The sequence below is a fragment of the Pseudomonas mandelii genome, assembly GCF_006438925.1.
GTDB lineage: Bacteria > Pseudomonadota > Gammaproteobacteria > Pseudomonadales > Pseudomonadaceae > Aquipseudomonas > Aquipseudomonas mandelii_C.
This window is the reverse complement of record NZ_RCZA01000004.1, coordinates 336,958-355,956: the sequence shown is the minus strand read 5'-3', so window position 1 is coordinate 355,956 and position 18,999 is coordinate 336,958. Positions and strand designations below refer to the sequence as shown.

The following is an 18,999-nucleotide window of genomic DNA, read 5'->3' as shown; positions in this document are numbered from 1 at the left end:
ACCTTTGCAAGGTGCGGCCTTCATTTTTCGTTAAAACACCATCTGCGTTACTGTACGGCCACCTTCCCGGCTTTTTCTTCCTGCTCGCGGATCGTCTGAACCTGGTACTTCGGATCGGACGTGATCTGCTGTTCGGTGAACGGCAACACACTCAACTGCTTCCTGGAAAATGCCACGGTCTGATCTCTGGAGTATCGCTGACCAGGTTTTCGCATTCTTCGACCGTGAACTGATCCGGGCCGAAATAGCGTGAACGTTCGCCGTTCACGGTAGTGATCTCATTGGCCAGCAGGCACAGGTTGTCCTGAGCGTAGGCGTAACCAATGCCATAACCGAGCCCGCGCTCGTTGTCGGCACGGATATTCGGCACGCCGAAACTGGTCCGACGAATGTCGGCGCTCGCCTGCTCCGGCTGGCTGCGTGCGTTTGCCGCAAGACTTAAGCCCGCCAATACGCCTGCAAGGCTCAACCGGGTTAACTACCTGGAAATAATCACGCTCGCTCCTGATCGAAAAGACAAACACCCTGCGTCATACACGCACTGCGCATTCCCCTGGAAACGAAAGAAATGACAAAAATTCAGGCTGTGAAAAACGCTTTTCACGGGCATCTCACAGGCCGCTGACGTGATAGCGACAAAATTTCTACATTCGGGGCTTCAATATTTGCCCTGCTCGTACGTCTGATTGAATGAGAGCACCCATCACATTTCCTGGCCGTCTCGGAAAAGGAGTTTTTGCATGTACAACTCGCAACTGCCAACGGACGGTAGCAATGCGCCAAAGGGCTCTGCCATGGGCTCCGGTGTTTTCAGTCAACGGGGCGAGCGCAATGGCAACGAGCGGATCAGGCTGCTGCTCAAAAGCTATGGTCTGCGAACCAGTCTGATCCGCCTCAAAGTCATCGACGCCTTGCTGACCGCCGCCGAAAGCGACCGTAGCCTTGGCGTGCGCGGCGTGCACAGCCACTTGCTGGACCTGGATATTCCCCTGTCTTTTCTGAGCGTGCGGGAAGTATTGAAACGCTTGTGCAGTGAAGGTGTGATCACGCTCAATGCGGACAAAAGCTACAGCCTGCATCCGCACGCTGTAGCCATGCTCCATCGCGAGTGATCACCTTAAGGTGTGTCGTTCAGGGTTTGACCTTGCGACGCATCACGCCATTGACCACCACCACGATCACCGCCACGCCGATGGCGATGTACTGAAACAGCTTCTCGCTGATGACACCTGCGTTTTGCAGATACGAAAGGCCGAACATGATCCCCAACACCACGAGGGAGATCAGAATCGAGTATTTCAAACGTTGCGACTGAGTCATTGCGAGTTCCTGAACCTGAAAAATGTATCCGATTTGTATCAGAACGCATGCCAAGCCCCTACCTTTCTCCGGGGATGGGACGCTACAAACGGGGTCTCATGTTACAGCCGATGAAGAGTTTTGGCTTCATAGCGGCGATAACCATGAGGATTTTGAAATGTTCCGTCGAATCACACTGCTGATTCCCCTGCTCGCTCTCCTGTCACTGAGCGGCTGTATCGTTTTCCCCCACGGCGGCTGGCACGGCGGTCACCATTACGACCGTGGCGGGCCGGGATATTACCAGCATCGATAACGTGAATAATTGAACCTTCATTCGTAAGTTAAGTACCCCATCCCGATAACTGTTAAATAAATGCCCGCCCTGTCGCGGGCATTTTTCGTACGTGCATACTTACCTCTTCCTACCCATAGAACATCGAAACATAGCGAAAACTATTGAAACCTTGAGTCTCAATAGTTCATTGGAGCTATTCATATTCAATGATTAGTCTCGGCGCATCGCAATAACCCCGTTATTAAATTTCGCGCAAAAACAGGGATGCCATGCACAAGCCTTTAATCAATATCAGCCCTCACCACTTACTTGGTTTTTGCCTTGCAATTACTTTTTTCGAACTTCTGACGTATATGGCCAGCGACATGATCATGCCCGGCATGTTGACCGTCACCCGCCAACTGGATGCCAGCCCCGACCATGTTCCCTACGCCTTCAATCTTTATCTGGCAGGCGGCATTCTTCTGCAATGGCTGATTGGCCCGCTGTCTGATCACTTCGGCCGCCGCCGGATGTTGCTCATCGGTTGTGCGGTATTCGCCCTGGCCTGTGCCGCCGCGTTCAACGTGCAAAGCATTTATGCGTTCAACGGCTTGCGACTGATTCAGGGCATGGGATTGGGGTTTGTCATCGCGGTCAGCTACCCAGCCCTGCAAGAAGTTTTCTGCGAAGCCGACGCGGTCAAAATCATGGCGTTGTTAGGGAACGTTGCACTGCTCTCCCCGCTTCTGGGGCCGTTGCTCGGCAGTCTGCTGCTGGAATGGTTGTCCTGGCGGGAATTGTTTTTACTGCTGGGTCTCGGCGGCGTGATGGTCTGGCTCGGGCTTTACCTGTTCATGCCGGAAACCGTGGGCACCCTGCGCCACGACGGTCAGCGACTGGAAGCCGTGCGCTTTGAATGGCACAGCACTCTGCGCCGCTATGCCGCGCTGCTGACTAACCCGCGATTCCTTTGCGCCGCAGTCGCGCTGGGCGTGATGAGCCTGCCCTTGATTGCCTGGATCGGGTTGGCGCCGCTCTTGCTGATCCACAACCAGGGGCTTTCAACTCTGCACTATGGCCTGTGGCAAATCCCGGTGTTCGCGGCCGTCATTCTCGGCAATCTGATCCTCAACCGACTGATTGCCAACGCTGAATTGCCACAACTGATTCGATACGCGCTTTGGCCGTTTTGCGGCGGGCTCATCGCGTTAGTCGCCATCAGCGTCTACGGCGCTTCGACAGCAGTGCTGATCAGCTGCCTGGCGCTTTATGCCGTGGGGCTTGGCATGAGCAATGCCGCGCTGTACCGGCTTGCGCTATTTGCAAGCGAGGACAGCAAAGGTCTGGTCTCGGCCATGATCGGCATGATCTCGATCACCGTCATGGGCGGCGGCGGCTCGCTTATCGCGGCCGTCGGTGCCGGTGACAGCCACGAATCGTTCGCTCTGATGGCGGGTATCGCGGGGCTTCTGAGCCTGACGCCCCTACGCCTGTTTCTGCGGCGCTCTCACACCGCGCTTGCCGTCTGACACCACACAGCAGGTCCTTTGATGATCCATTTACCTCACACCAATGCGCTCTGCGCGTTAACGCAACCCTATTGCCTGGATTCCGTACCCGAGGGCCTGTTCGACCAGGCAATGGGAGAAATCAGCCTGTTTCATTGTCACCACACGCCTGGCTACGAGCGCTGGCTAAACGCCAACGGGCTCGATGCAAAGGACCTGGAGACACTGGATGACTGGTCCAGGTTGCCACCGATTTTCGCCAACTACTTCAAACGTCACTTGTTGTTCGGCCCCACCGGCGAAGGCGCGCTGGAGCTGACATCGTCTGGCACCAGCGGCCAGAAGAGTCGCATGCGCTATGACCCTCGCAGCATGGCAGCGGCTCAAGGCATGGTGAGCCACATTTTCCGGCACTTCGGCTGGGATACTCCGCAAAGCCCCTGCAATTATTTGCTCCTGAGCTACGAGCCCGAGGCGGCCATCACCTTGGGCACCGCTTACACCGACCAGTTTCTCTGCAGCTATGCGCCCGTCAATCGGGTCGTCTACGGATTGCGCCTGACCGGTAACGGTCACGAGTTCGACCTGTTTGGAGTGATTCGCGCCTTGCAGGAGTTTGCCGACGAGGGATTGCCCGTGCGGATTCTCGGATTTCCTGCGTTTCTTTCACATGCGCTACAGCACATGAAAAACACCGGCGCACCGAATCTCGAGCTACCCGCCCAGTCATTGGTGTTTTTGGGGGGCGGCTGGAAAACCCAGGCAGCACAAGAGATTCCCCTGCTTGAGTTGTATGCCCGAATCAATCGGCAATTGGGTATCGACCTGTCCCGCTGTCGGGATGGCTACGGAGCCGTCGAGCATGCCGTGCCCTATATCCAATGTGCCCACCATCATTTTCATGCCCCCATTTACTCGAAGGTTTTCGTGCGCAACCCATCCGATTTTACGGTCCAGCCATACGGCCAGCGCGGCTTGCTGGAATTCGTCTCCCCGTACATTTCGTCAAGCCCTGCTCATGCGGTGGTCATGGGCGATCTGGCGACATTACATCCCGGCGCACAGTGCGGATGCGGCCTGACGACCGATTGGTTCGAGCTGCACGGGCGCGCTGGCACCACCGCCAGTCGCAGTTGCGCCATGGCGGCTTCCGAATTGCTGGGAGGAGCTTGATATGTACCTCATCAATGGCCAACTGCGTGACGACGTTACCCCGGAAAGCGCCCTCGAGCGCCTTCAGAAACAATTGCCCGGATTGCTTTCTGCACCGATCGACAGCGAGACCGTTATCGAAACCGCGGCTCGTTTCGCCACGCAACTACAGACTCGCAGCCTGAACCTGCCTCTGGACGACGATCAATGTCAGGGACTGATCGAGTTCTGCCAGCGCAGCAACCTGAGCAGGAAGCTTGAGCGAGAACTGGGTTCGCAACCCCGTTCGCTGAGGCGTATCGACTACCAGCAGCCACACTTCGAAAGCTGGCACCCGTTGGGACTGGTGGTGCATGTGACGCCAGGCAATGCGCCGATGCTGGCGTTCTGCGCGGTTCTCGAAAGCCTGCTGGCCGGCAACATTAACTGGTTACGCCCCAGCGCCAGCGATGCGGGTTTGACCGCGCAATTGCTGGCCGCCCTTGTGCAGTGCGACACCAGCGGCAGGCTTGGCGAATTCGTCGCGGTGCTGCCCGTGGGCACTTCCCGGATAGCGGAACTCTGCGCTCAGGCCGATGGCGTGTCAGCCTGGGGCGGTGAAAAGGCGCTCAAAGCAATTCGTCAGCAGATCCCCGCCGGATGTCGCTGGATCGATTGGGGGCACAGGATCAGTTTCGCTTATCTGTCGCCTGACGCGGCCAGCCCTTCGGCGCTGGATGCGTTGGTGGATGAGGTGTGCAGTCTGGATCAGCAGGCGTGTTCCAGTCCGCAATGGGTGCTGGTGGACAGCAACGATCCGGCGACCCTGCAGGACCTGGGTGAGCGTTTGGGCGAAGCCTTCAAGCGTCGTGCATCGCACTGGCCGGCGCTGGTGCCCACGGATCAGGAAGCGTGCGAGATCACCACCCGCACGGCCATGGCGCAACTGGATTACTGTTTTGCGAACCAGAGCGGCCAGGTCTGGGCCGGCCACGGATGGCGGATCATCTGGGAACACCATCAGACGCTCGCGCCTTCGCCGCTGTTTCGTACGGTGCTACTCAAACCCCTACCGCAACACTTGATCGCCGAGACGCTGTTGCCCTGGCGCACTGTCCTGCAAAGCTGCGCACTGATTTGCTCTGCGACACAGACGCCAGGACTTGTGCGAACGCTGGTCAACGCTGGGGTCACCCGTATTGCGCCTTGCGCGGGGATTCATGACGGCTACGCCGGTGAGCCCCATGATGGCGTCTACGCGTTGACGCGTCTGAGTCGCCGCCTCTCGGTGAGTCTGTCGCCGGATGTTTTGCCTGGCCGGGCAACGCTCGACCCGGTCCCGCCCGCACCTGACACCGCCCATGCGCCGATCATGGACAAAAACACCTTCACGACCCAGCCTATGGGCGCTACGGCGCAATTGTATTTTCGCTCAGGAGGGAGCAGCGGCACTCCGGCACTTGCCGGTTTCAGCTATCGCGACTTTCAACGGCAGATGCGCGCAGCGGCTGACGGCCTGTTCGCCGCCGGGCTCGATCCTTCACAAGACCGGGTCATGAACCTGTTTTACGGCGGCAGCTTGTACGGAGGTTTCCTCAGTTTTACCAAAATACTGGAGCAGATGGGCGTCACACATTTCCCCATGGGGGCGCCCCAGGACGATGACTTCAGCGAAATCGCCCAACTGATCGTTGACCAGCGTGTCACCGTGCTGATTGGTATGCCGAGCACCTTGCATCGTCTGTTCTTCAACGAGCAGGCCCGGCTCCGCACGTACGCAGGTATTGACAAAGTGTTCCTTGGCGGCGAGCATCCGGGCCAAACCAGCCTGAGCCTCATGGAAAGTTGCGGGGTCTCGATGATCCGCTCGGCGATCTATGGCTCTGTCGACGCCGGTCCCTTGGGGCATGCGTGCGCAGCCACCGCGAACGGGGTGTTTCACTTGATGTGCGATACCCAGCATCTGGAAATCGTGCAGATCGAACAGGATGTACCGGTTGAGGCCAATGAGATCGGTCGCCTGTTGTTCACTTCACGAGCACGGCAAGGCCAAACCGTGCGCCGGTATGACGTTGGAGACACCGGTCGCTGGATACCCGGAGCCTGTCCATGCGGGCTGGACTCACCCCGATTCGAACTGCTCCAGCGCCACGGAAAACTGGTGCGAATGGGCACGGAGTTCATTTCGCCGTCGGCTCTGCAGGATAGCGTCGGCGCGCCCATTCAGATTGTTCTGGACCACGCCCCTGATGGCATCGAGCGACTCAACGTTCTAACGGATGCAGACATCAACCAGGTTCGCAACGCATTGCTGAGCCATGAAGCGCTGGCAAATGCCGTAAACGCCAACCTGTTAACTGTCGAAGTCCAAGTGTGCACGGATCAAGCGTTCACTCGAAACAAACACAGCGGCAAAACGCCCTTGGTTATTGATAAAAGAAAATAAAAACTAACTACACAGCTTGTCTTAAACCGCCTAGACGCCTGATAAAAAAAAGAGAATCCAGTGAAATCAACTTATTCGCTCGAGCAACTGCTGCCTTATATACGGCAACATTCAAACTTCTACCGCCAGCAACTGCAACACTTACCGCCGCAGGGCATTACGTTACAAGATCTACCGCTCACCAACGCCGTGGACTATTGGTCTGACAGCAATGACTTGAGTCATTGGCCGGTCCTGACCGGAAAGGTCGACGATGCGCTGGTGTTTAAAACCGGCGGATCGACCAGCCAAGGCAAACTGGCGGTTTATACCTATAACGAATGGAAAGAACTGGTCAGTACGTTCGGAGAAAGTTTCTCGTCTCAGCTGAACGACGGCGACCGTGTCGCCAATCTGTTTTTTTCCGGTGATCTTTACGCCAGTTTTCTGTTTATCCACGACTCACTGGCGCACGTCAGGCGATCGATCTGCGAGTTTCCATTTACCGGGCAAGTCGAGCTGGATGTATTGGCCGATGCGATTGATCAGCATCGGATCAACGTGCTGGTCGGCGTACCAGCACAGCTGCTGCGATTGGCGGCCTACCTGAACCAGCATCGGCGAGTACTGCGCGGGGTTGATACGTTGCTGTATGGCGGCGAAAGCCTGTTTGCCCCGCAGGTGGCAATCCTCAGCGACGTGTTTCCCAACGTGCGCATTGCTTCCATTGGCTACGCCAGTGTAGACGCCGGCCTTATTGGGGCCAGCGGTCGCGACTGTGCCTTGGGCGAGCATCGGGTGTTTGATCCACAAACCTTGCTGGAGATCGTCGATGAACTCACCGGTGAAGTCATCGAAGAATGCGATCGCACTGGATTATTGGTGGTGACCAATCTGACTCGCCGGCTCATGCCACTGCTGCGTTATCCGGTGGGCGACCGCGCGTGCTGGCGCGAACCCGGCTCAACGCCGAAGCGCAAATTCGCCCTCAAGGGACGTAGCGTGCACAGCCAGCGGGTGCGAGTCGGGGTGCTGTCGCTGCTGATCGATGACATCCAGCAGATCGTCCAACGCATTGCCCACAACGACCAATGGCAATTGCTGATCGAACATGACGGATACAAAGATATTTTGAGTGTGAAGTGGGTTCCCTCGGCGCTATCAATGGCCACCGTACCGGTGTGCCGAGCGTTGTACGAGGCGCTGGTTGAACACTATCCCGCCATCGAGGAACTGAGCCGCGACGGTCTATTGGAGTTACGAGTGTTGTCCTGTGCGGTCACCGCATTGAAGCTGCACCCACGCTCCGGTAAACAACTGCGGGTCCTGGACTTGCGCGTGTATGACGCACCGTCGCCGGAGCCCGCATGATGCCGCATTTGATTTTTCGACCCTATCGGCCATCCGACGCACGTGCCGTGAGCCAGTTGTTTCGCGAAGTTTATGGCGATCATTACGTTCAGCCGGATGTTTACTTGCCGAATATGATCAATCAGCACAATGCCGAGGGGCGCTGGACGTCGATGCTGGCGGTGGACGACGTACGCGTTCTAGGGCATGCCGCGTTGTGCCATGACACACCTGCGGACACTACCGAGCTGGCCCTCAGTGTGGTGCATCCCGCCGCGCAGGGGCAGAGTATCGCGACCCGTCTGGGACGGGAGTTGCTGTCGCGGTCAGGTTCCATGGGGTTTAAGAGCGTCTCGATCAAACAAGTGACACACCATCACTACACGCAACGCATGGCAGCAAACATCGGCTTCCACAGCACGGGTTTGCTTCCTGACTACGTCCCTTCGCCCTTCGCTGAGCCGCTGCCGGAAACCATCGTGATGGGTTGTCATGTAGTCGAAGGACATACGCGACCGCTCCCCGACATCCCATGGCCTGACAGCTGCCGGGGGTTTATGCAGCACTTGTGTTCCGTGTTCGGGACTCATCCGGGCACGACGCCGTTGCCTTCCCTGCCCTTGCAATTCAAGCAACACCATCAAAGATTCGAAATGGTCATTCAGCGTTTGACCAAACGTCTGCTTGAGCAGATCCGGCAATTGCCCAGCCACTGGCTGATCTCGGCCAAACTTCAGATGTCACGGCATTTTGCCCAGGACTTGCGCAATTTGGCGGCCCTTGGCTTCACCTTTACCGGGCTGATGCCTGCATCAAACACCCATGGGTGGTTCGCCCTGTTTCATCGAGGGGTGCAGGCTCGACACCTCAATCTGCATTGCCCGCACATGCAACGCTTGCATGACGATTTACAGCAAAACGCCAACACGCAAAGTAGCGCCCAAGCGCTGAACAGAGACCGTTCAGCCGCGTGAGTCTTTTCGATAAAAGTCATTGCCCGGCTGCGCGCAAAGCTCCACCAGCCAGTCGACAAACACCCTCACCCGCCGGGACAACTGGCGGTGTGGCGGGTAGAGCGCCGTCAGCGGCATCCCCGGTGTTGGCACCGTCCTGAGGACTTCACACAAACGGCCTTCGCTCAGCTGGCGGGCTACGTGGTAATACGGGGTCTGGACCAGACCATACCCCGCCTCACAAGCGGCCAGATAACCATCGGCGCTGTTGACCGAAACCTGCTTGGGCAGATTAATGGCCTGAACCTGATCATTGACCCTGAATTCAAGCCCATAACGCTTGCCATTGCTGCTGGAGAAGTATTCCACCATCTGATGGCCTTCAAGGTCAGCCAGACACTGAGGCGTTCCGAATCGCTTCAAGTAATCGGGGCTGGCACACGTGACCTGGTCCAGCATGGCCAACGGCCGCGCCACCAGTGAATCGTCCAGTGAGTCGCCGCCGCGCAGCACGCAATCGACGCCTTCGCGTATCAGGTCGACTGGCCGGTCATTCAAGCCGATTTCCAGCTCGATCAAGGGATATCGAGCAGTAAATTGCGGTAATGCCGGGATCACCATCAAGCGTCCCACGCCCGCCGGCATGTCCACGCGCAACAACCCCTTGGGGTTGTTGCGAGCAGCGCTGAACACCGCTTCGGTTTCCTCCAGGTCCGCCAGCAACCGTACGCAACGAGGGTAATAGGCCGCACCGTCGAGCGTCAGGCTGATCTGCCGCGTCGTGCGTTGCAGCAGCTGCACACCGAGATGCGCCTCCAGCTGCTTGATCAGTATGGTCACTGAGGCCCGGGGCAACTGCAGGCTATCCGCCGCCTTGGCAAAGCCTCCCAGCTCGACGATTCGGGTGAACACGCGCATCGCGTTAAAACGGTCCATTGTTTTTGCTTACCGGCTGATTATTTAGAAATTACGAACAGTGATAGCAGTTTTAGCCGGTTTATCTTGTTTCTGTCGAGGTCAACAATGGACTCCACATTCACAGGGAGATGATTTCATGCAAACACGTCAACTGGGCAAAAACGGTCCACGAGTAAGCGCGATGGGTCTGGGCTGCATGGGCATGACCGATTTCTACACGACTGGCGTGGACATCCGCGAAGCCACGGCCACTCTGCACCGCGCGCTGGAGCTGGGGATCAACCTGCTCGACACCGCCGATATGTACGGCCCGCACACCAACGAAGCACTGATCGGCAAAGCCATTGTCGGTAAACGCGACCAGGTGTTTCTGGCCAGCAAGTTCGGCATCGTCCGCGACCCGGGCAATCCGGTTGCGCGAGGCGTCAACGGCCGACCGGAGTACATTCGCGCCGCTATCGACGGCACCCTCAAGCGCCTCGGTGTCGAGACCCTGGACTTGTACTACCAGCACCGCATCGATCCGCAGGTGGCCATCGAGGAAACCGTCGGCGCCATGGCCGACCTGGTGAAAGCCGGCAAGGTTCGGTACCTGGGTTTGAGCGAGGCCTCGGTCGCGACGCTTGAGCGGGCACACAAGGTTCATTCGATCAGTGCGCTGCAGAGCGAGTATTCGTTGTGGAGTCGTGATCAGGAGGAAAACGGTTGTCTGGCTGCGTGTCAGCGCCTGGGGGTCGCCTTCGTCCCCTACAGTCCTTTGGGTCGTGGCTTTCTCACTGGAGCGCTGAAAAGCCCTGATGATTTCGCAGCAGACGACTACCGGCGCTTCAGCCCGCGTTTTCAAGGCGAGAATTTCGCCAAAAACCTGTTGTTGGTGCGGCAAGTGCAGGACCTGGCTGCAGAAAAAGGCGTGACCGCCGGCCAACTGGCGCTCGCATGGGTACTGGCTCAGGGTGATTACGTGATCCCGATTCCGGGAACCAAACAGCGTAAATACCTGGAAGAAAATGTGGCCGCGCTGGATGTGAAGCTCAGCGGCGAAGACTTGCAAGCGCTGGAAGCGATATTCCCGGCCAATGCCACGGCCGGTTTACGTTACCCGGAAGAAGTCATGGAGTTACTTGACCGGTAACCGACACCTGGCCCATTCGGCAGGTTGAGTGGGCCAGGACAATCGGGCGTCACGCCTTGGAGCTGACGCCCTTGTCGGTCGGCACCGTCGTGCCGTTACCCTTGCCGTAAGTGTGTAAATTTTGCAGCACGTAGATCGCCGTCTTGTATTCCGGGATCAGGCCCACAGCGTACTTGTCACCCCTGATACTGTTGTTCTGAATAGTGTCCAGTTGCGTGGCGAAATACTCCAATGCGTTGAATTTCGCATCCGGGTCTTTCTGAACCCCAAACCGGTCAAACTTGTCACCAGCATTCATTAGCGTCATCGACGTAATATCGGAAATCAGGCCTTTACCTCTCAAGAAGGCGCTGAGATTGCCCAGTTGTTTGGCGGTGACATTTTCCGGGTCGAAACCTTTGATGTTCCTGTGCAGTTTCTGTTCATCCATTTTCGCGGTGTTCAGCAAAGTTGGATTGGTACCCACCAATGCCAGCATCTGCTTGACCCTGGCGTTGTGCGTCACAGGCTTGCCGCCCCCCGTGTCCTGGACCAGTAAACCTGCCTTGGCCGTCCAGGCCCCGGTATAGCCGATAGTCATGACCGAACTCCCGACTGCGTTACCTGATGCAGACGTCCATGTAAGGCGATCATAAAAAGTTCCTTGTTTAACCTGGTTTAGAGCGGGCGAGTATCAGCCTGGCCACTAGCCACACCAACAATTATTTCCGACTTTTTACAATTCTCGTACATTTACGACACAACCGGGCAAGCGCCCTGTTTCATTGGTCTATGCATTACTTTAGAAAGTGCTACAGACACTAAATATGTACTACTAACCTGTTGGTTAGTTAGTTTGTATCCATTACGACACCTCGACAGCGCCGCCATCGACACCGTCCTGCCGGGTCGCCTCAGCACCCAGATCGCCACGGCCGCCGAGCAGTAAAGCGCGGTGACCGAAGAGATCAACCCCAGCATGGTGCAAATCCGCCACATGGTCGAAGAACGGGTGAAAAGCGGTCAGGCCAGCGAGCTCAACACCCAACGACTGCTGGAAGCTAACAGTCGTGTGAGTGCGATCATGGGGCGGTTCAAGGTTCGTTAACTTTTTTGAGTTCAGACATGTAGCAGCTGGCGAAGCCTGCGTTCGGCTGCGAAGCAGTCGCAAAATCAGAGCTCATGGTGCATCAGCCAGACCGCGTAAGCCGAATTTACGACTGCTTCGCAGCCGAACGCAGGCTTCGCCAGCTGCTACAAAGAATGCGTGGCTGCTGAAACTCGTATTACTTCGAAACAATCTCCTGCCTCGATGCTGGCTAAAATGGTCAGAATGCATTTTTTTGGCCGCAATTCGAAAACGAGATTCCCCATGCGAACCCACCTGCGTCTGGTCGCCCTGAGCGCCCTGTTCATTTCCTCCCTGGCCCAGGCCGCCGAGCTGATCCCGATTGAAGTTCACCGCGATGCCAATTGCGGTTGCTGCAAAAAATGGATCAGCCACCTGGAGGCCAACGGCTTCAAAGTCGACGATCACGTCGAAGCCAATATGAGCGAATTCAAGCAACAGCACGGTGTGCCTCCGCGTCTGGCGTCGTGCCATACCGGCTTGATCAACGGCAAATTCGTTGAAGGTCATGTCCCCGCCGATCAGGTGCTGGCCTTGAGCAAGCGCGACGATCTGCTGGGTGTTGCCGCCCCCGGCATGCCCATGGGTTCACCCGGCATGGAAATGGACGGCATGAGCGATGCGTATCAAGTGATCGGTCTGAAAAAAGACGGCACTGACGTAGTGGTGGCGGACTACCCCGCCCATTGATGTTCGGTGCGTACATCGGGCTGTTCTTCGCCGCATTCGGTGCGGCAACCTTGCTGCCCTTGCAGTCCGAAGCGGTGTTGGTGGGGCTGTTGCTCAGCGGCAAGTACTGGCTCTGGTCGCTGCTCTCCGTGGCGACATTGGGCAATGTTCTGGGGTCGCTGGTGAACTGGTGGCTGGGGCGCGGCATCGAGCGGTTTCGTGATCGGCGCTGGTTTCCGGTCAGCCCGCGCCATCTGGAAAAAGCCCGAGTCCATTATCAGCGTTACGGTCATTGGTCGTTGCTGCTCAGCTGGGTGCCTGTGATCGGTGATCCGCTGACCCTGGTGGCCGGCGTGATGCGCGAGCCGCTGGGGCGATTCCTGCTGATCGTGACCCTTGCCAAAGGCGCCCGGTATGGTGTGTTGGCCATGGCCACAGTGGGCTGGATGGGTTGAACGATCATCCACGGCGATTGCCTGTGTTTAATGTCGCCCTAATCATGCCGATCCAGCATCGGCCGATTTCCAATGGAGTTCCCCCATGTCCCTCACCCGCTCCCGCTGGCTGCCCGGCCTGCTGCTGACCGCTGCATTGCCTGTCATCGCCCACGCCGAAGGCCCGGAATACGGACCGCAGCTGCAAGGTTTCGAGTATCCCTACACGGTCAAGCATTTCGCCTTTGAGTCCCAGGGCAAATCCCTGCAAATGGGTTACATGGATGTCGCCGCCCACGGCAAGGCCAATGGACGCAGCGTGGTGCTGATGCACGGCAAAAACTTCTGCGGTGCCACCTGGGACACTTCGATCAAGGCCTTGAGTGAGGCCGGTTACCGGGTCATCGCCCCGGACCAGATCGGTTTCTGCACCTCCAGTAAACCCGACCATTATCAGTACAGCTTCCAGCAACTGGCGACCAACACCCAGCAATTGCTCAAGGCCCTCGGCATTCAAAAGGCCAGTGTTCTCGGGCATTCCACCGGCGGCATGCTCGCTACCCGTTATGCGCTGCAATACCCCGATCAAGTCGAACAACTGGCACTGGTCAACCCCATCGGCCTGGAAGACTGGAAAGCCCTCGGCGTGCCCTATCGCACGGTTGATCAATGGTATGAGCGCGAGCTGAAACTCACCGCCGACGGCATCCGCACCTATGAACGCAACACCTATTACGGCGGCCGCTGGAAGCCGGAATTCGATCGCTGGGTAGACATGCTCGCCGGGCTGAACAAAGGACCGGGGCATACGCAGGTGGCGTGGAATTCGGCGCTGATCTACGACATGATCTTCACCCAACCGGTGTACTACGAGTTCAAGGACCTGAAGATGCCGACCCTGCTGCTGATCGGTACATCCGACACCACCGCCATCGGCAGCGACATCGCACCGCCCGAGGTCAAGGCAAAACTCGGTCATTACGACGTTCTCGGCAAGCAGGTGGCGAAACTGATTCCCCGGTCGACGCTGGTCGAGTTCCCCGACATGGGCCACGCGCCGCAAATGGAAGAACCGGCGCAATTCCACCAGGCCCTGCTCGCCTGGCTGAACAAAACCAACCCCGTTCATTGATGAGGTGAGGCTGATGGCAGTGCAGATTGCGGTGATTGATGACTGGCAGGACGTGGCCCGTGACGTGGTGGACTGGTCGGTTCTGGACCCCATCGGCCAGGTAAGTTTCATCCATGACTACCCTGCCGACAACGACACCCTGGCGGCACGGTTGGGCGAGTTCGAGGTGATCTGCGTGATGCGCGAACGCACCCGGTTCGACGAGGACCTGCTGCGGCGCTTACCGAAACTCAAGCTGCTGGTCACCGGCAGCATGCGCAACGCTGCCCTGGACCTGAAAGCCGCCGCCGCGCAGGGTATCCAGGTTTGTGGCACTGACAGCTACAAGCACGCCGCGCCGGAGCTGACCTGGGCGCTGATCATGGCGGCGACCCGCAACCTGGTGGTCGAAGCCAACGCCCTGCGCGCAGGTGTATGGCAGCAAAGCCTGGGTGGCGACCTGCACGGCAAGACCCTGGCGATCCTGGGTCTGGGCAGCATTGGCACTCGCGTTGCCCAGTTCGGTCAGGTGTTCGGCATGCGGGTGATTGCCTGGAGCGAGAACCTGACCGCCGAACGCGCAGCCGAAATCGGCGTGACCTACGTCAGTAAACAGGAACTGTTCGAACAGGCCGATGTGCTCTCGGTCCATCTGGTGCTCAGCGATCGTAGCCGAGGCTTGGTGGACGCCCAGGCGCTGGACTGGATGAAGCCCACGGCGCTGCTGGTCAACACGGCGCGCGGTCCGATTGTCGATGAGTCCGCATTGATCAAGGCGTTGCAGAAACGGCGACTGGCCGGTGCTGCGCTTGACGTCTTCGAGCAGGAACCCTTGCCGCCTCATCATCCGTTCAGAACCCTGGACAATGTGCTGGCCACGCCCCACGTCGGGTATGTCAGCCAGCAGAACTATCACCAGTTCTTTTCGCAGATGATTGAGGACATTCAGGCCTGGTCTGCGGGAGAGCCGATTCGGCTATTGAGCTGATACCGCGTCATCGTTCTTCGTCGGAACGCCGCCCGGAGCAGGCTCGCTCCCACATTTGATCTGTGTCGTTCACAAAATCAATGTGGGAGCGAGCCTGCTCGCGAATGGCCTCCCTACCGACTAACTGCTCTTCACTGCCACGAATGCCGCCGTGACATAAGGCACCGTCACCACGTCTCTGCCACGCAGGTCAGGCTCCGCCGCGATCAGCGCCCTGATCTGCTCATCAACCTTCGCCCGCTCCTCCGCCGGTAATGCCGCCACAAAACTGGTGGAGCGCACGCGATTGAAAATCACATCCTCAGGCGAACCTGTGTGGCCATGGCTGAAGCGCTGTTCCTGCAGCGGTCCGAACGCCGGATGCGGAAACGCCTGTCGCCAGGCCCCGGTGTAATAGCGCGGCGTATCGCCCTCCAGCGCATTGACGATCGCATCCAGTTTCGGCACCCAGCTCGCCCGGGCATCGCGCAGGTTCCACACCAACCCCAGCTTGCCGCCGGGTTTGAGGACACGGGCAATTTCGGTCAGCGCTTCGGTGCTGGCAAACCAGTGAAAGGCCTGGGCGCAGATCACCACGTCTACCGAGGCATCGGGCAGCGGCAGGTCCATGGCGGTACCGCTGACGGCCAGCACGTCGGGGAAGGCTTCGGACAATTTCTCGAGCATCTGCGCCACCGGCTCCACCGCAATCACTTGCGCACCGGTCGCCACCAGCCGACCGGTGAACTTGCCAGTGCCGGCGCCCAGATCAACCACGGCTTTGTCCGCGTTCAAACCAAGGGTGCCCGTCAGCCAATCGGCCACTTGCGGCGGATAATCCGGACGACCGCGAACGTAGGTATCAGCGCCGGCTTTATAGCCAGCGGCCGCCGAGTGATGGACCTGATCTTTCATGGCCGTGCTCCAGATCGACAACGAATGCTGTCGAGCATAGCGCCTCGATTTGAGCTTTCCTTGCACAGACCGCCAGAAAGTAATGAATAATTGTTCACCCTGTGGTGTTCACCTTACATCGCCCCTGAGAATTGCCCATGAAAAACCCAAACCTGAAGCCGGGGCGTGGTACGAACTGAAGCGAATTAACCTGTGGAGCATCGCCCATGAAAACCCGTTTCGCTGTGTTAACCGTCCAGTTGTTGCTGGCAGTCGCATTGTCCAGTTCGCTGGCGTTTGCCAATGGTGGTGGCGATGCCGCCCCTGCAAGACCCAGTTGCCCCAAAGGGCAGGTCTTCGACTCCCGGTCGCAAAAATGCCTCAAGCAAACCAGCAGTCTGGTACCGGACGCCGACCGCACCGATTACGCTTATCGCCTGGCCAAGGACGGTCGTTATGAGGAAGCGCTGGCCTTGCTCGACACCCTCAAACAACCAAACACCGCCAAGGCCTTGAACTATCGCGGCTACGCTACGCGTAAACTGGGGCGCACCGACGAAGGCATCGGTTATTACCTGCAATCGGTCAAACTTGACCCGCACTACGCGCAAGTTCGCGAATACCTCGGTGAAGCGTATGTGATCAAAGGTCGGCTGGACCTCGCTCAGGAACAGTTGCAGCAGATCAAATCCATCTGCGGCAGCACCACCTGCGAGGAATACCAGGACCTGGCCGAAGCCATCAACGATTCATCGAAAACCTGACACACCGAGCAGACGGAGGTCGCCATCGCCAGCGATCAGGCAATACGGGCAGAGCTGGGCCAGCACCTGGCGCGTTTATGGCGCTACGGCTTGCTGTTGTCCCGGCAACGGCATGTCGCCGAAGACCTGGTGCAGGCGACCTGCGTACGGGCGCTCGAGCGTGCCGGGCAGTTTGTCCCGGGCACCCGCATGGACCGCTGGCTGCTGAGTATTCTGCATTCGATCTGGCTCAACGAAGTTCGCTCCCGAAGAGTGCGTCACGGACAGGGGCTGGTGGATGCCGACAACGCCTTGTCGTTCGACGGTGAATACGCGGCGCAAACCCATGTCCTCGCGGCTCAGGTGATCAGGCGTGTGGATGCCCTGCCCGAAGCCCAACGGGAAACGGTGTTTCTCGCCTATGTCGAAGGTTTGTCCTACCGCGAAGTGGCCGACGTGCTGGACGTGCCCATCGGCACCGTCATGAGTCGCCTGGCCGCTGCACGCGCGAAACTGGCCGAGTACCCGCCGTTGCACGCCGTGCCGAACCCTTCAACTGGAGAACGTCGATGAACGATCACGCACGCCCGACGATACCTTCGGATGAACAACTGGTGGCCTACCTTGACGACCAGCTCGACAGCGAACAACGCACTCGCATCGACGCGGCCATTGCCGAGGACCCGACGCTCAACCTGCGCCTGCAATGGCTGGCCCGCAGCAGCCTGCCGTTCAAGGAGGCCTACGATGAGTTGGGTCGCCAGGCGCCCGTGGACCGCTTGCAATCGATGCTCGACACCTTGCCTTCACCTGAACGCCCGGCCATGAATCGGCGCTGGTTCCTCGCGGCGGCCGCCGGGTTGGTGGTGAGTGGTGTGGTGGCGGATCGGCTGTTTCTCGGTTGGCAGTTGAGCCAGCAAAAGGAAAACTGGCGCGGGCTGGTGGCCGAGTACATGTCGCTTTACGTGCCGCAAACCCTGGACCACTTGCCCACTGACGAAGCCGCTCAGCGAGCGCAACTGCGGACCATCGATGCGCGTCTGGGCCTGAATCTTGTGCCGGAGCAACTGGCCCTGCCACGCTCCGAGCTCAAGCGCGCGCAAATCCTCGAGTACGATGGCGTCGCCATTGCCCAAATCACCTACCTGGACCCGGCGCACGGCCCCATGGCGCTGTGCGTCACTCGCTCCAACAGCGGCAGTCGGCATTTCGCCCAGGAGCGCCGGTACGGAATGAACATTGTCTATTGGGCTGACATGCAACATGCCTGGATGTTGATCGGGCATCACCCGGTGGCAGATCTGGAGGACATGGCGAAATTGTTGAGAAGTCGGCTGAGCGCGTGATCCAGTTTGGAACTATGCTCGGCGTCTCAATTCCAAGGAGGAACCTTCCCATGCCGATTTCTTCACGCACTGCTTTGCTGGTCATCGACGTACAGAACGACTTCATCCCCGGCGGCCAGTTACCGGTACCCGAAGGGGACCTGATCGTCCCGTTGATCAATCGCCTCGGCGCCCGGTTCACTCAAGTCATCATCGCCCAGGACTGGCACCCGGCCGGACACGCCTCGTTCGCCTCCAGCCACCCGGGCCACGCTTCTTACGACATCATTCAACTGCCTTACGGCGAACAGACGCTCTGGCCGGACCATTGCGTGCGGGCCACACCCGGTGCCGAGTTGCACAAGGATCTGCACTTGCCCCACGCCCAACTGATCATCCGCAAGGGCTGCAATCCGGACATCGACAGTTACTCGGCGTTTTTGGAGGCGGACCGAACGACCACCACGGGCTTGGCCGGGTACTTGAAGGAACGCGGTGTCGACACGGTTTATCTGGTTGGGCTGGCACTCGATTTTTGTGTGATGTTCTCTGCGCTGGATGCGCGGGCGGCAGGGTTCAACGCGTTTGTGGTGATGGATGCGTGCCGGGCGATTGATCTGGACGGCTCACTGGCCGCAGCGATCGATCGGATGCAGGGAGCTGAGGTTGGATTGATTCAATCCACCGAAGTGCCAGGTTAACTCCCTGTAGCAGCTGTCGAGCAGCGCGAGGCTGCGTCCGGCTGCGAAGCA

20 protein-coding genes and 2 pseudogenes are annotated in these 18,999 nt (G+C 58.4%); 17 read left to right on the top strand and 5 right to left on the bottom strand.

Annotation, left to right across the window (positions count from 1 at the left end):
- Nucleotides 1-193: 193 nt before the first annotated feature.
- A pseudogene (locus EAH74_RS11695) lies at nt 194-469 on the bottom strand (penicillin acylase family protein); the annotation flags it as partial.
- 271 nt (nt 470-740) lie between these two features.
- Between EAH74_RS11695 and EAH74_RS11690 the strand changes: the two are divergent.
- On the top strand, nt 741-1,112 hold the full coding sequence (locus EAH74_RS11690) for a fe2+ zn2+ uptake regulation protein (protein ID WP_123364972.1): 372 nt from the start codon (nt 741-743) through the stop codon (nt 1,110-1,112).
- Nucleotides 1,113-1,131: 19 nt separating this feature from the next.
- On the opposite strand, the gene EAH74_RS11685 is transcribed toward EAH74_RS11690, so the two are convergent.
- Nucleotides 1,132-1,320, bottom strand: coding sequence for a hypothetical protein (locus tag EAH74_RS11685; protein ID WP_010460665.1), 189 nt, complete (start codon nt 1,318-1,320; stop codon nt 1,132-1,134).
- Between the two features lie 157 nt (nt 1,321-1,477).
- On the opposite strand from EAH74_RS11685, the gene EAH74_RS33070 reads away from it, so the two are divergent.
- The 6 genes from EAH74_RS33070 (at nt 1,478) to EAH74_RS11660 (ending at nt 8,967) form a co-directional block, all read left to right on the top strand.
- Nucleotides 1,478-1,615 carry a hypothetical protein gene (locus EAH74_RS33070; RefSeq protein WP_170206194.1) on the top strand — a complete coding sequence of 46 codons (138 nt, stop codon included), beginning with the start codon at nt 1,478-1,480 and terminating at the stop codon, nt 1,613-1,615.
- A 251-nt stretch (nt 1,616-1,866) separates the two neighbouring features.
- Nucleotides 1,867-3,108, top strand: coding sequence for an MFS transporter (locus EAH74_RS11680; RefSeq protein ID WP_140678460.1), 1,242 nt, complete (start codon nt 1,867-1,869; stop codon nt 3,106-3,108).
- Nucleotides 3,109-3,129: 21 nt separating this feature from the next.
- Nucleotides 3,130-4,260, top strand: coding sequence for an acyl-protein synthase (locus tag EAH74_RS11675; protein WP_140678458.1), 1,131 nt, complete (start codon nt 3,130-3,132; stop codon nt 4,258-4,260).
- A 1-nt stretch (nt 4,261) separates the two neighbouring features.
- Nucleotides 4,262-6,664, top strand: coding sequence for an acyl-CoA reductase (locus tag EAH74_RS11670; protein WP_140678456.1), 2,403 nt, complete (start codon nt 4,262-4,264; stop codon nt 6,662-6,664).
- Nucleotides 6,665-6,724: 60 nt separating this feature from the next.
- Complete coding sequence (locus EAH74_RS11665; RefSeq protein ID WP_140678454.1) at nt 6,725-8,014, top strand: AMP-binding protein; 1,290 nt, start codon at nt 6,725-6,727, stop codon at nt 8,012-8,014.
- Entirely contained in the window at nt 8,014-8,967 is a 954-nt protein-coding gene (locus EAH74_RS11660; protein ID WP_140678452.1) for a GNAT family N-acetyltransferase, read from the top strand. The genes EAH74_RS11665 and EAH74_RS11660 overlap by 1 nt, the downstream gene beginning before the upstream one ends.
- Here EAH74_RS11660 and EAH74_RS11655 read toward each other — a convergent pair.
- Nucleotides 8,956-9,882 (bottom strand): LysR family transcriptional regulator, encoded by a 927-nt coding sequence (locus tag EAH74_RS11655; RefSeq protein ID WP_140678450.1) that lies wholly within the window; start codon nt 9,880-9,882, stop codon nt 8,956-8,958. The genes EAH74_RS11660 and EAH74_RS11655 overlap by 12 nt on opposite strands.
- 118 nt (nt 9,883-10,000) lie before the next feature.
- On the opposite strand from EAH74_RS11655, the gene EAH74_RS11650 reads away from it, so the two are divergent.
- On the top strand, nt 10,001-10,996 hold the full coding sequence (locus EAH74_RS11650; protein ID WP_140678448.1) for an aldo/keto reductase: 996 nt from the start codon (nt 10,001-10,003) through the stop codon (nt 10,994-10,996).
- A gap of 49 nt (nt 10,997-11,045) precedes the next feature.
- On the opposite strand, the gene EAH74_RS11645 is transcribed toward EAH74_RS11650, so the two are convergent.
- The gene (locus tag EAH74_RS11645; protein ID WP_140678446.1) at nt 11,046-11,576 is read right to left on the bottom strand and encodes a hypothetical protein; all 531 of its coding nucleotides are present in this window, start codon (nt 11,574-11,576) and stop codon (nt 11,046-11,048) included.
- Between the two features lie 312 nt (nt 11,577-11,888).
- Between EAH74_RS11645 and EAH74_RS11640 the strand changes: the two are divergent.
- The 5 genes and pseudogenes from EAH74_RS11640 to EAH74_RS11620 form a co-directional block, all read left to right on the top strand.
- Nucleotides 11,889-12,083: pseudogene (locus tag EAH74_RS11640) on the top strand (hypothetical protein); the annotation flags it as partial.
- Nucleotides 12,084-12,347: 264 nt separating this feature from the next.
- Nucleotides 12,348-12,794 (top strand): DUF411 domain-containing protein, encoded by a 447-nt coding sequence (locus EAH74_RS11635; RefSeq protein WP_140678444.1) that lies wholly within the window; start codon nt 12,348-12,350, stop codon nt 12,792-12,794.
- Nucleotides 12,794-13,228, top strand: a complete 435-nt coding sequence (locus EAH74_RS11630) for a YqaA family protein (RefSeq protein ID WP_140678442.1) — start codon at nt 12,794-12,796, stop codon at nt 13,226-13,228. Before EAH74_RS11635 ends, EAH74_RS11630 begins: the two co-directional genes overlap by 1 nt.
- A gap of 85 nt (nt 13,229-13,313) precedes the next feature.
- On the top strand, nt 13,314-14,339 hold the full coding sequence (locus EAH74_RS11625) for an alpha/beta fold hydrolase (protein WP_140678440.1): 1,026 nt from the start codon (nt 13,314-13,316) through the stop codon (nt 14,337-14,339).
- Between the two features lie 13 nt (nt 14,340-14,352).
- Nucleotides 14,353-15,306 carry a D-2-hydroxyacid dehydrogenase family protein gene (locus EAH74_RS11620; protein ID WP_140678438.1) on the top strand — a complete coding sequence of 318 codons (954 nt, stop codon included), beginning with the start codon at nt 14,353-14,355 and terminating at the stop codon, nt 15,304-15,306.
- 120 nt (nt 15,307-15,426) lie between these two features.
- On the opposite strand, the gene EAH74_RS11615 is transcribed toward EAH74_RS11620, so the two are convergent.
- Nucleotides 15,427-16,200, bottom strand: a complete 774-nt coding sequence (locus tag EAH74_RS11615) for a class I SAM-dependent methyltransferase (RefSeq protein ID WP_140678436.1) — start codon at nt 16,198-16,200, stop codon at nt 15,427-15,429.
- Nucleotides 16,201-16,406: 206 nt separating this feature from the next.
- Between EAH74_RS11615 and EAH74_RS11610 the strand changes: the two genes are divergently transcribed.
- Genes EAH74_RS11610 through pncA form a run of 4 tightly spaced genes read left to right on the top strand, consistent with a single transcriptional unit; the run spans nt 16,407 to nt 18,948 of the window.
- Nucleotides 16,407-16,943, top strand: coding sequence for a tetratricopeptide repeat protein (locus EAH74_RS11610; RefSeq protein WP_140678434.1), 537 nt, complete (start codon nt 16,407-16,409; stop codon nt 16,941-16,943).
- 54 nt (nt 16,944-16,997) lie between these two features.
- Nucleotides 16,998-17,495, top strand: a complete 498-nt coding sequence (locus tag EAH74_RS11605) for an RNA polymerase sigma factor (RefSeq protein WP_201181516.1) — start codon at nt 16,998-17,000, stop codon at nt 17,493-17,495.
- Nucleotides 17,492-18,268 (top strand): anti-sigma factor family protein, encoded by a 777-nt coding sequence (locus tag EAH74_RS11600; protein ID WP_140678430.1) that lies wholly within the window; start codon nt 17,492-17,494, stop codon nt 18,266-18,268. The genes EAH74_RS11605 and EAH74_RS11600 overlap by 4 nt, the downstream gene beginning before the upstream one ends.
- A gap of 50 nt (nt 18,269-18,318) precedes the next feature.
- Nucleotides 18,319-18,948 (top strand): bifunctional nicotinamidase/pyrazinamidase, encoded by a 630-nt coding sequence (gene pncA / locus EAH74_RS11595; protein WP_140678428.1) that lies wholly within the window; start codon nt 18,319-18,321, stop codon nt 18,946-18,948.
- The last annotated feature ends 51 nt before the right edge of the window (nt 18,949-18,999 follow it).

Bases quoted from the DNA above. Each gene is read 5' to 3' on its own strand.
- EAH74_RS11690 (WP_123364972.1), top strand. From the start codon at position 741: ATGTACAACTCGCAACTGCCAACGGACGGTAGCAATGCGCCAAAGGGC.
- EAH74_RS11685 (WP_010460665.1), bottom strand. From the start codon at position 1,320: ATGACTCAGTCGCAACGTTTGAAATACTCGATTCTGATCTCCCTCGTG.
- EAH74_RS33070 (WP_170206194.1), top strand. From the start codon at position 1,478: ATGTTCCGTCGAATCACACTGCTGATTCCCCTGCTCGCTCTCCTGTCA.
- EAH74_RS11680 (WP_140678460.1), top strand. From the start codon at position 1,867: ATGCACAAGCCTTTAATCAATATCAGCCCTCACCACTTACTTGGTTTT.
- EAH74_RS11675 (WP_140678458.1), top strand. From the start codon at position 3,130: ATGATCCATTTACCTCACACCAATGCGCTCTGCGCGTTAACGCAACCC.
- EAH74_RS11670 (WP_140678456.1), top strand. From the start codon at position 4,262: ATGTACCTCATCAATGGCCAACTGCGTGACGACGTTACCCCGGAAAGC.
- EAH74_RS11660 (WP_140678452.1), top strand. From the start codon at position 8,014: ATGCCGCATTTGATTTTTCGACCCTATCGGCCATCCGACGCACGTGCC.
- EAH74_RS11655 (WP_140678450.1), bottom strand. From the start codon at position 9,882: ATGGACCGTTTTAACGCGATGCGCGTGTTCACCCGAATCGTCGAGCTG.
- EAH74_RS11650 (WP_140678448.1), top strand. From the start codon at position 10,001: ATGCAAACACGTCAACTGGGCAAAAACGGTCCACGAGTAAGCGCGATG.
- EAH74_RS11645 (WP_140678446.1), bottom strand. From the start codon at position 11,576: ATGACTATCGGCTATACCGGGGCCTGGACGGCCAAGGCAGGTTTACTG.
- EAH74_RS11635 (WP_140678444.1), top strand. From the start codon at position 12,348: ATGCGAACCCACCTGCGTCTGGTCGCCCTGAGCGCCCTGTTCATTTCC.
- EAH74_RS11630 (WP_140678442.1), top strand. From the start codon at position 12,794: ATGTTCGGTGCGTACATCGGGCTGTTCTTCGCCGCATTCGGTGCGGCA.
- EAH74_RS11625 (WP_140678440.1), top strand. From the start codon at position 13,314: ATGTCCCTCACCCGCTCCCGCTGGCTGCCCGGCCTGCTGCTGACCGCT.
- EAH74_RS11620 (WP_140678438.1), top strand. From the start codon at position 14,353: ATGGCAGTGCAGATTGCGGTGATTGATGACTGGCAGGACGTGGCCCGT.
- EAH74_RS11615 (WP_140678436.1), bottom strand. From the start codon at position 16,200: ATGAAAGATCAGGTCCATCACTCGGCGGCCGCTGGCTATAAAGCCGGC.
- EAH74_RS11610 (WP_140678434.1), top strand. From the start codon at position 16,407: ATGAAAACCCGTTTCGCTGTGTTAACCGTCCAGTTGTTGCTGGCAGTC.
- EAH74_RS11600 (WP_140678430.1), top strand. From the start codon at position 17,492: ATGAACGATCACGCACGCCCGACGATACCTTCGGATGAACAACTGGTG.
- pncA (WP_140678428.1), top strand. From the start codon at position 18,319: ATGCCGATTTCTTCACGCACTGCTTTGCTGGTCATCGACGTACAGAAC.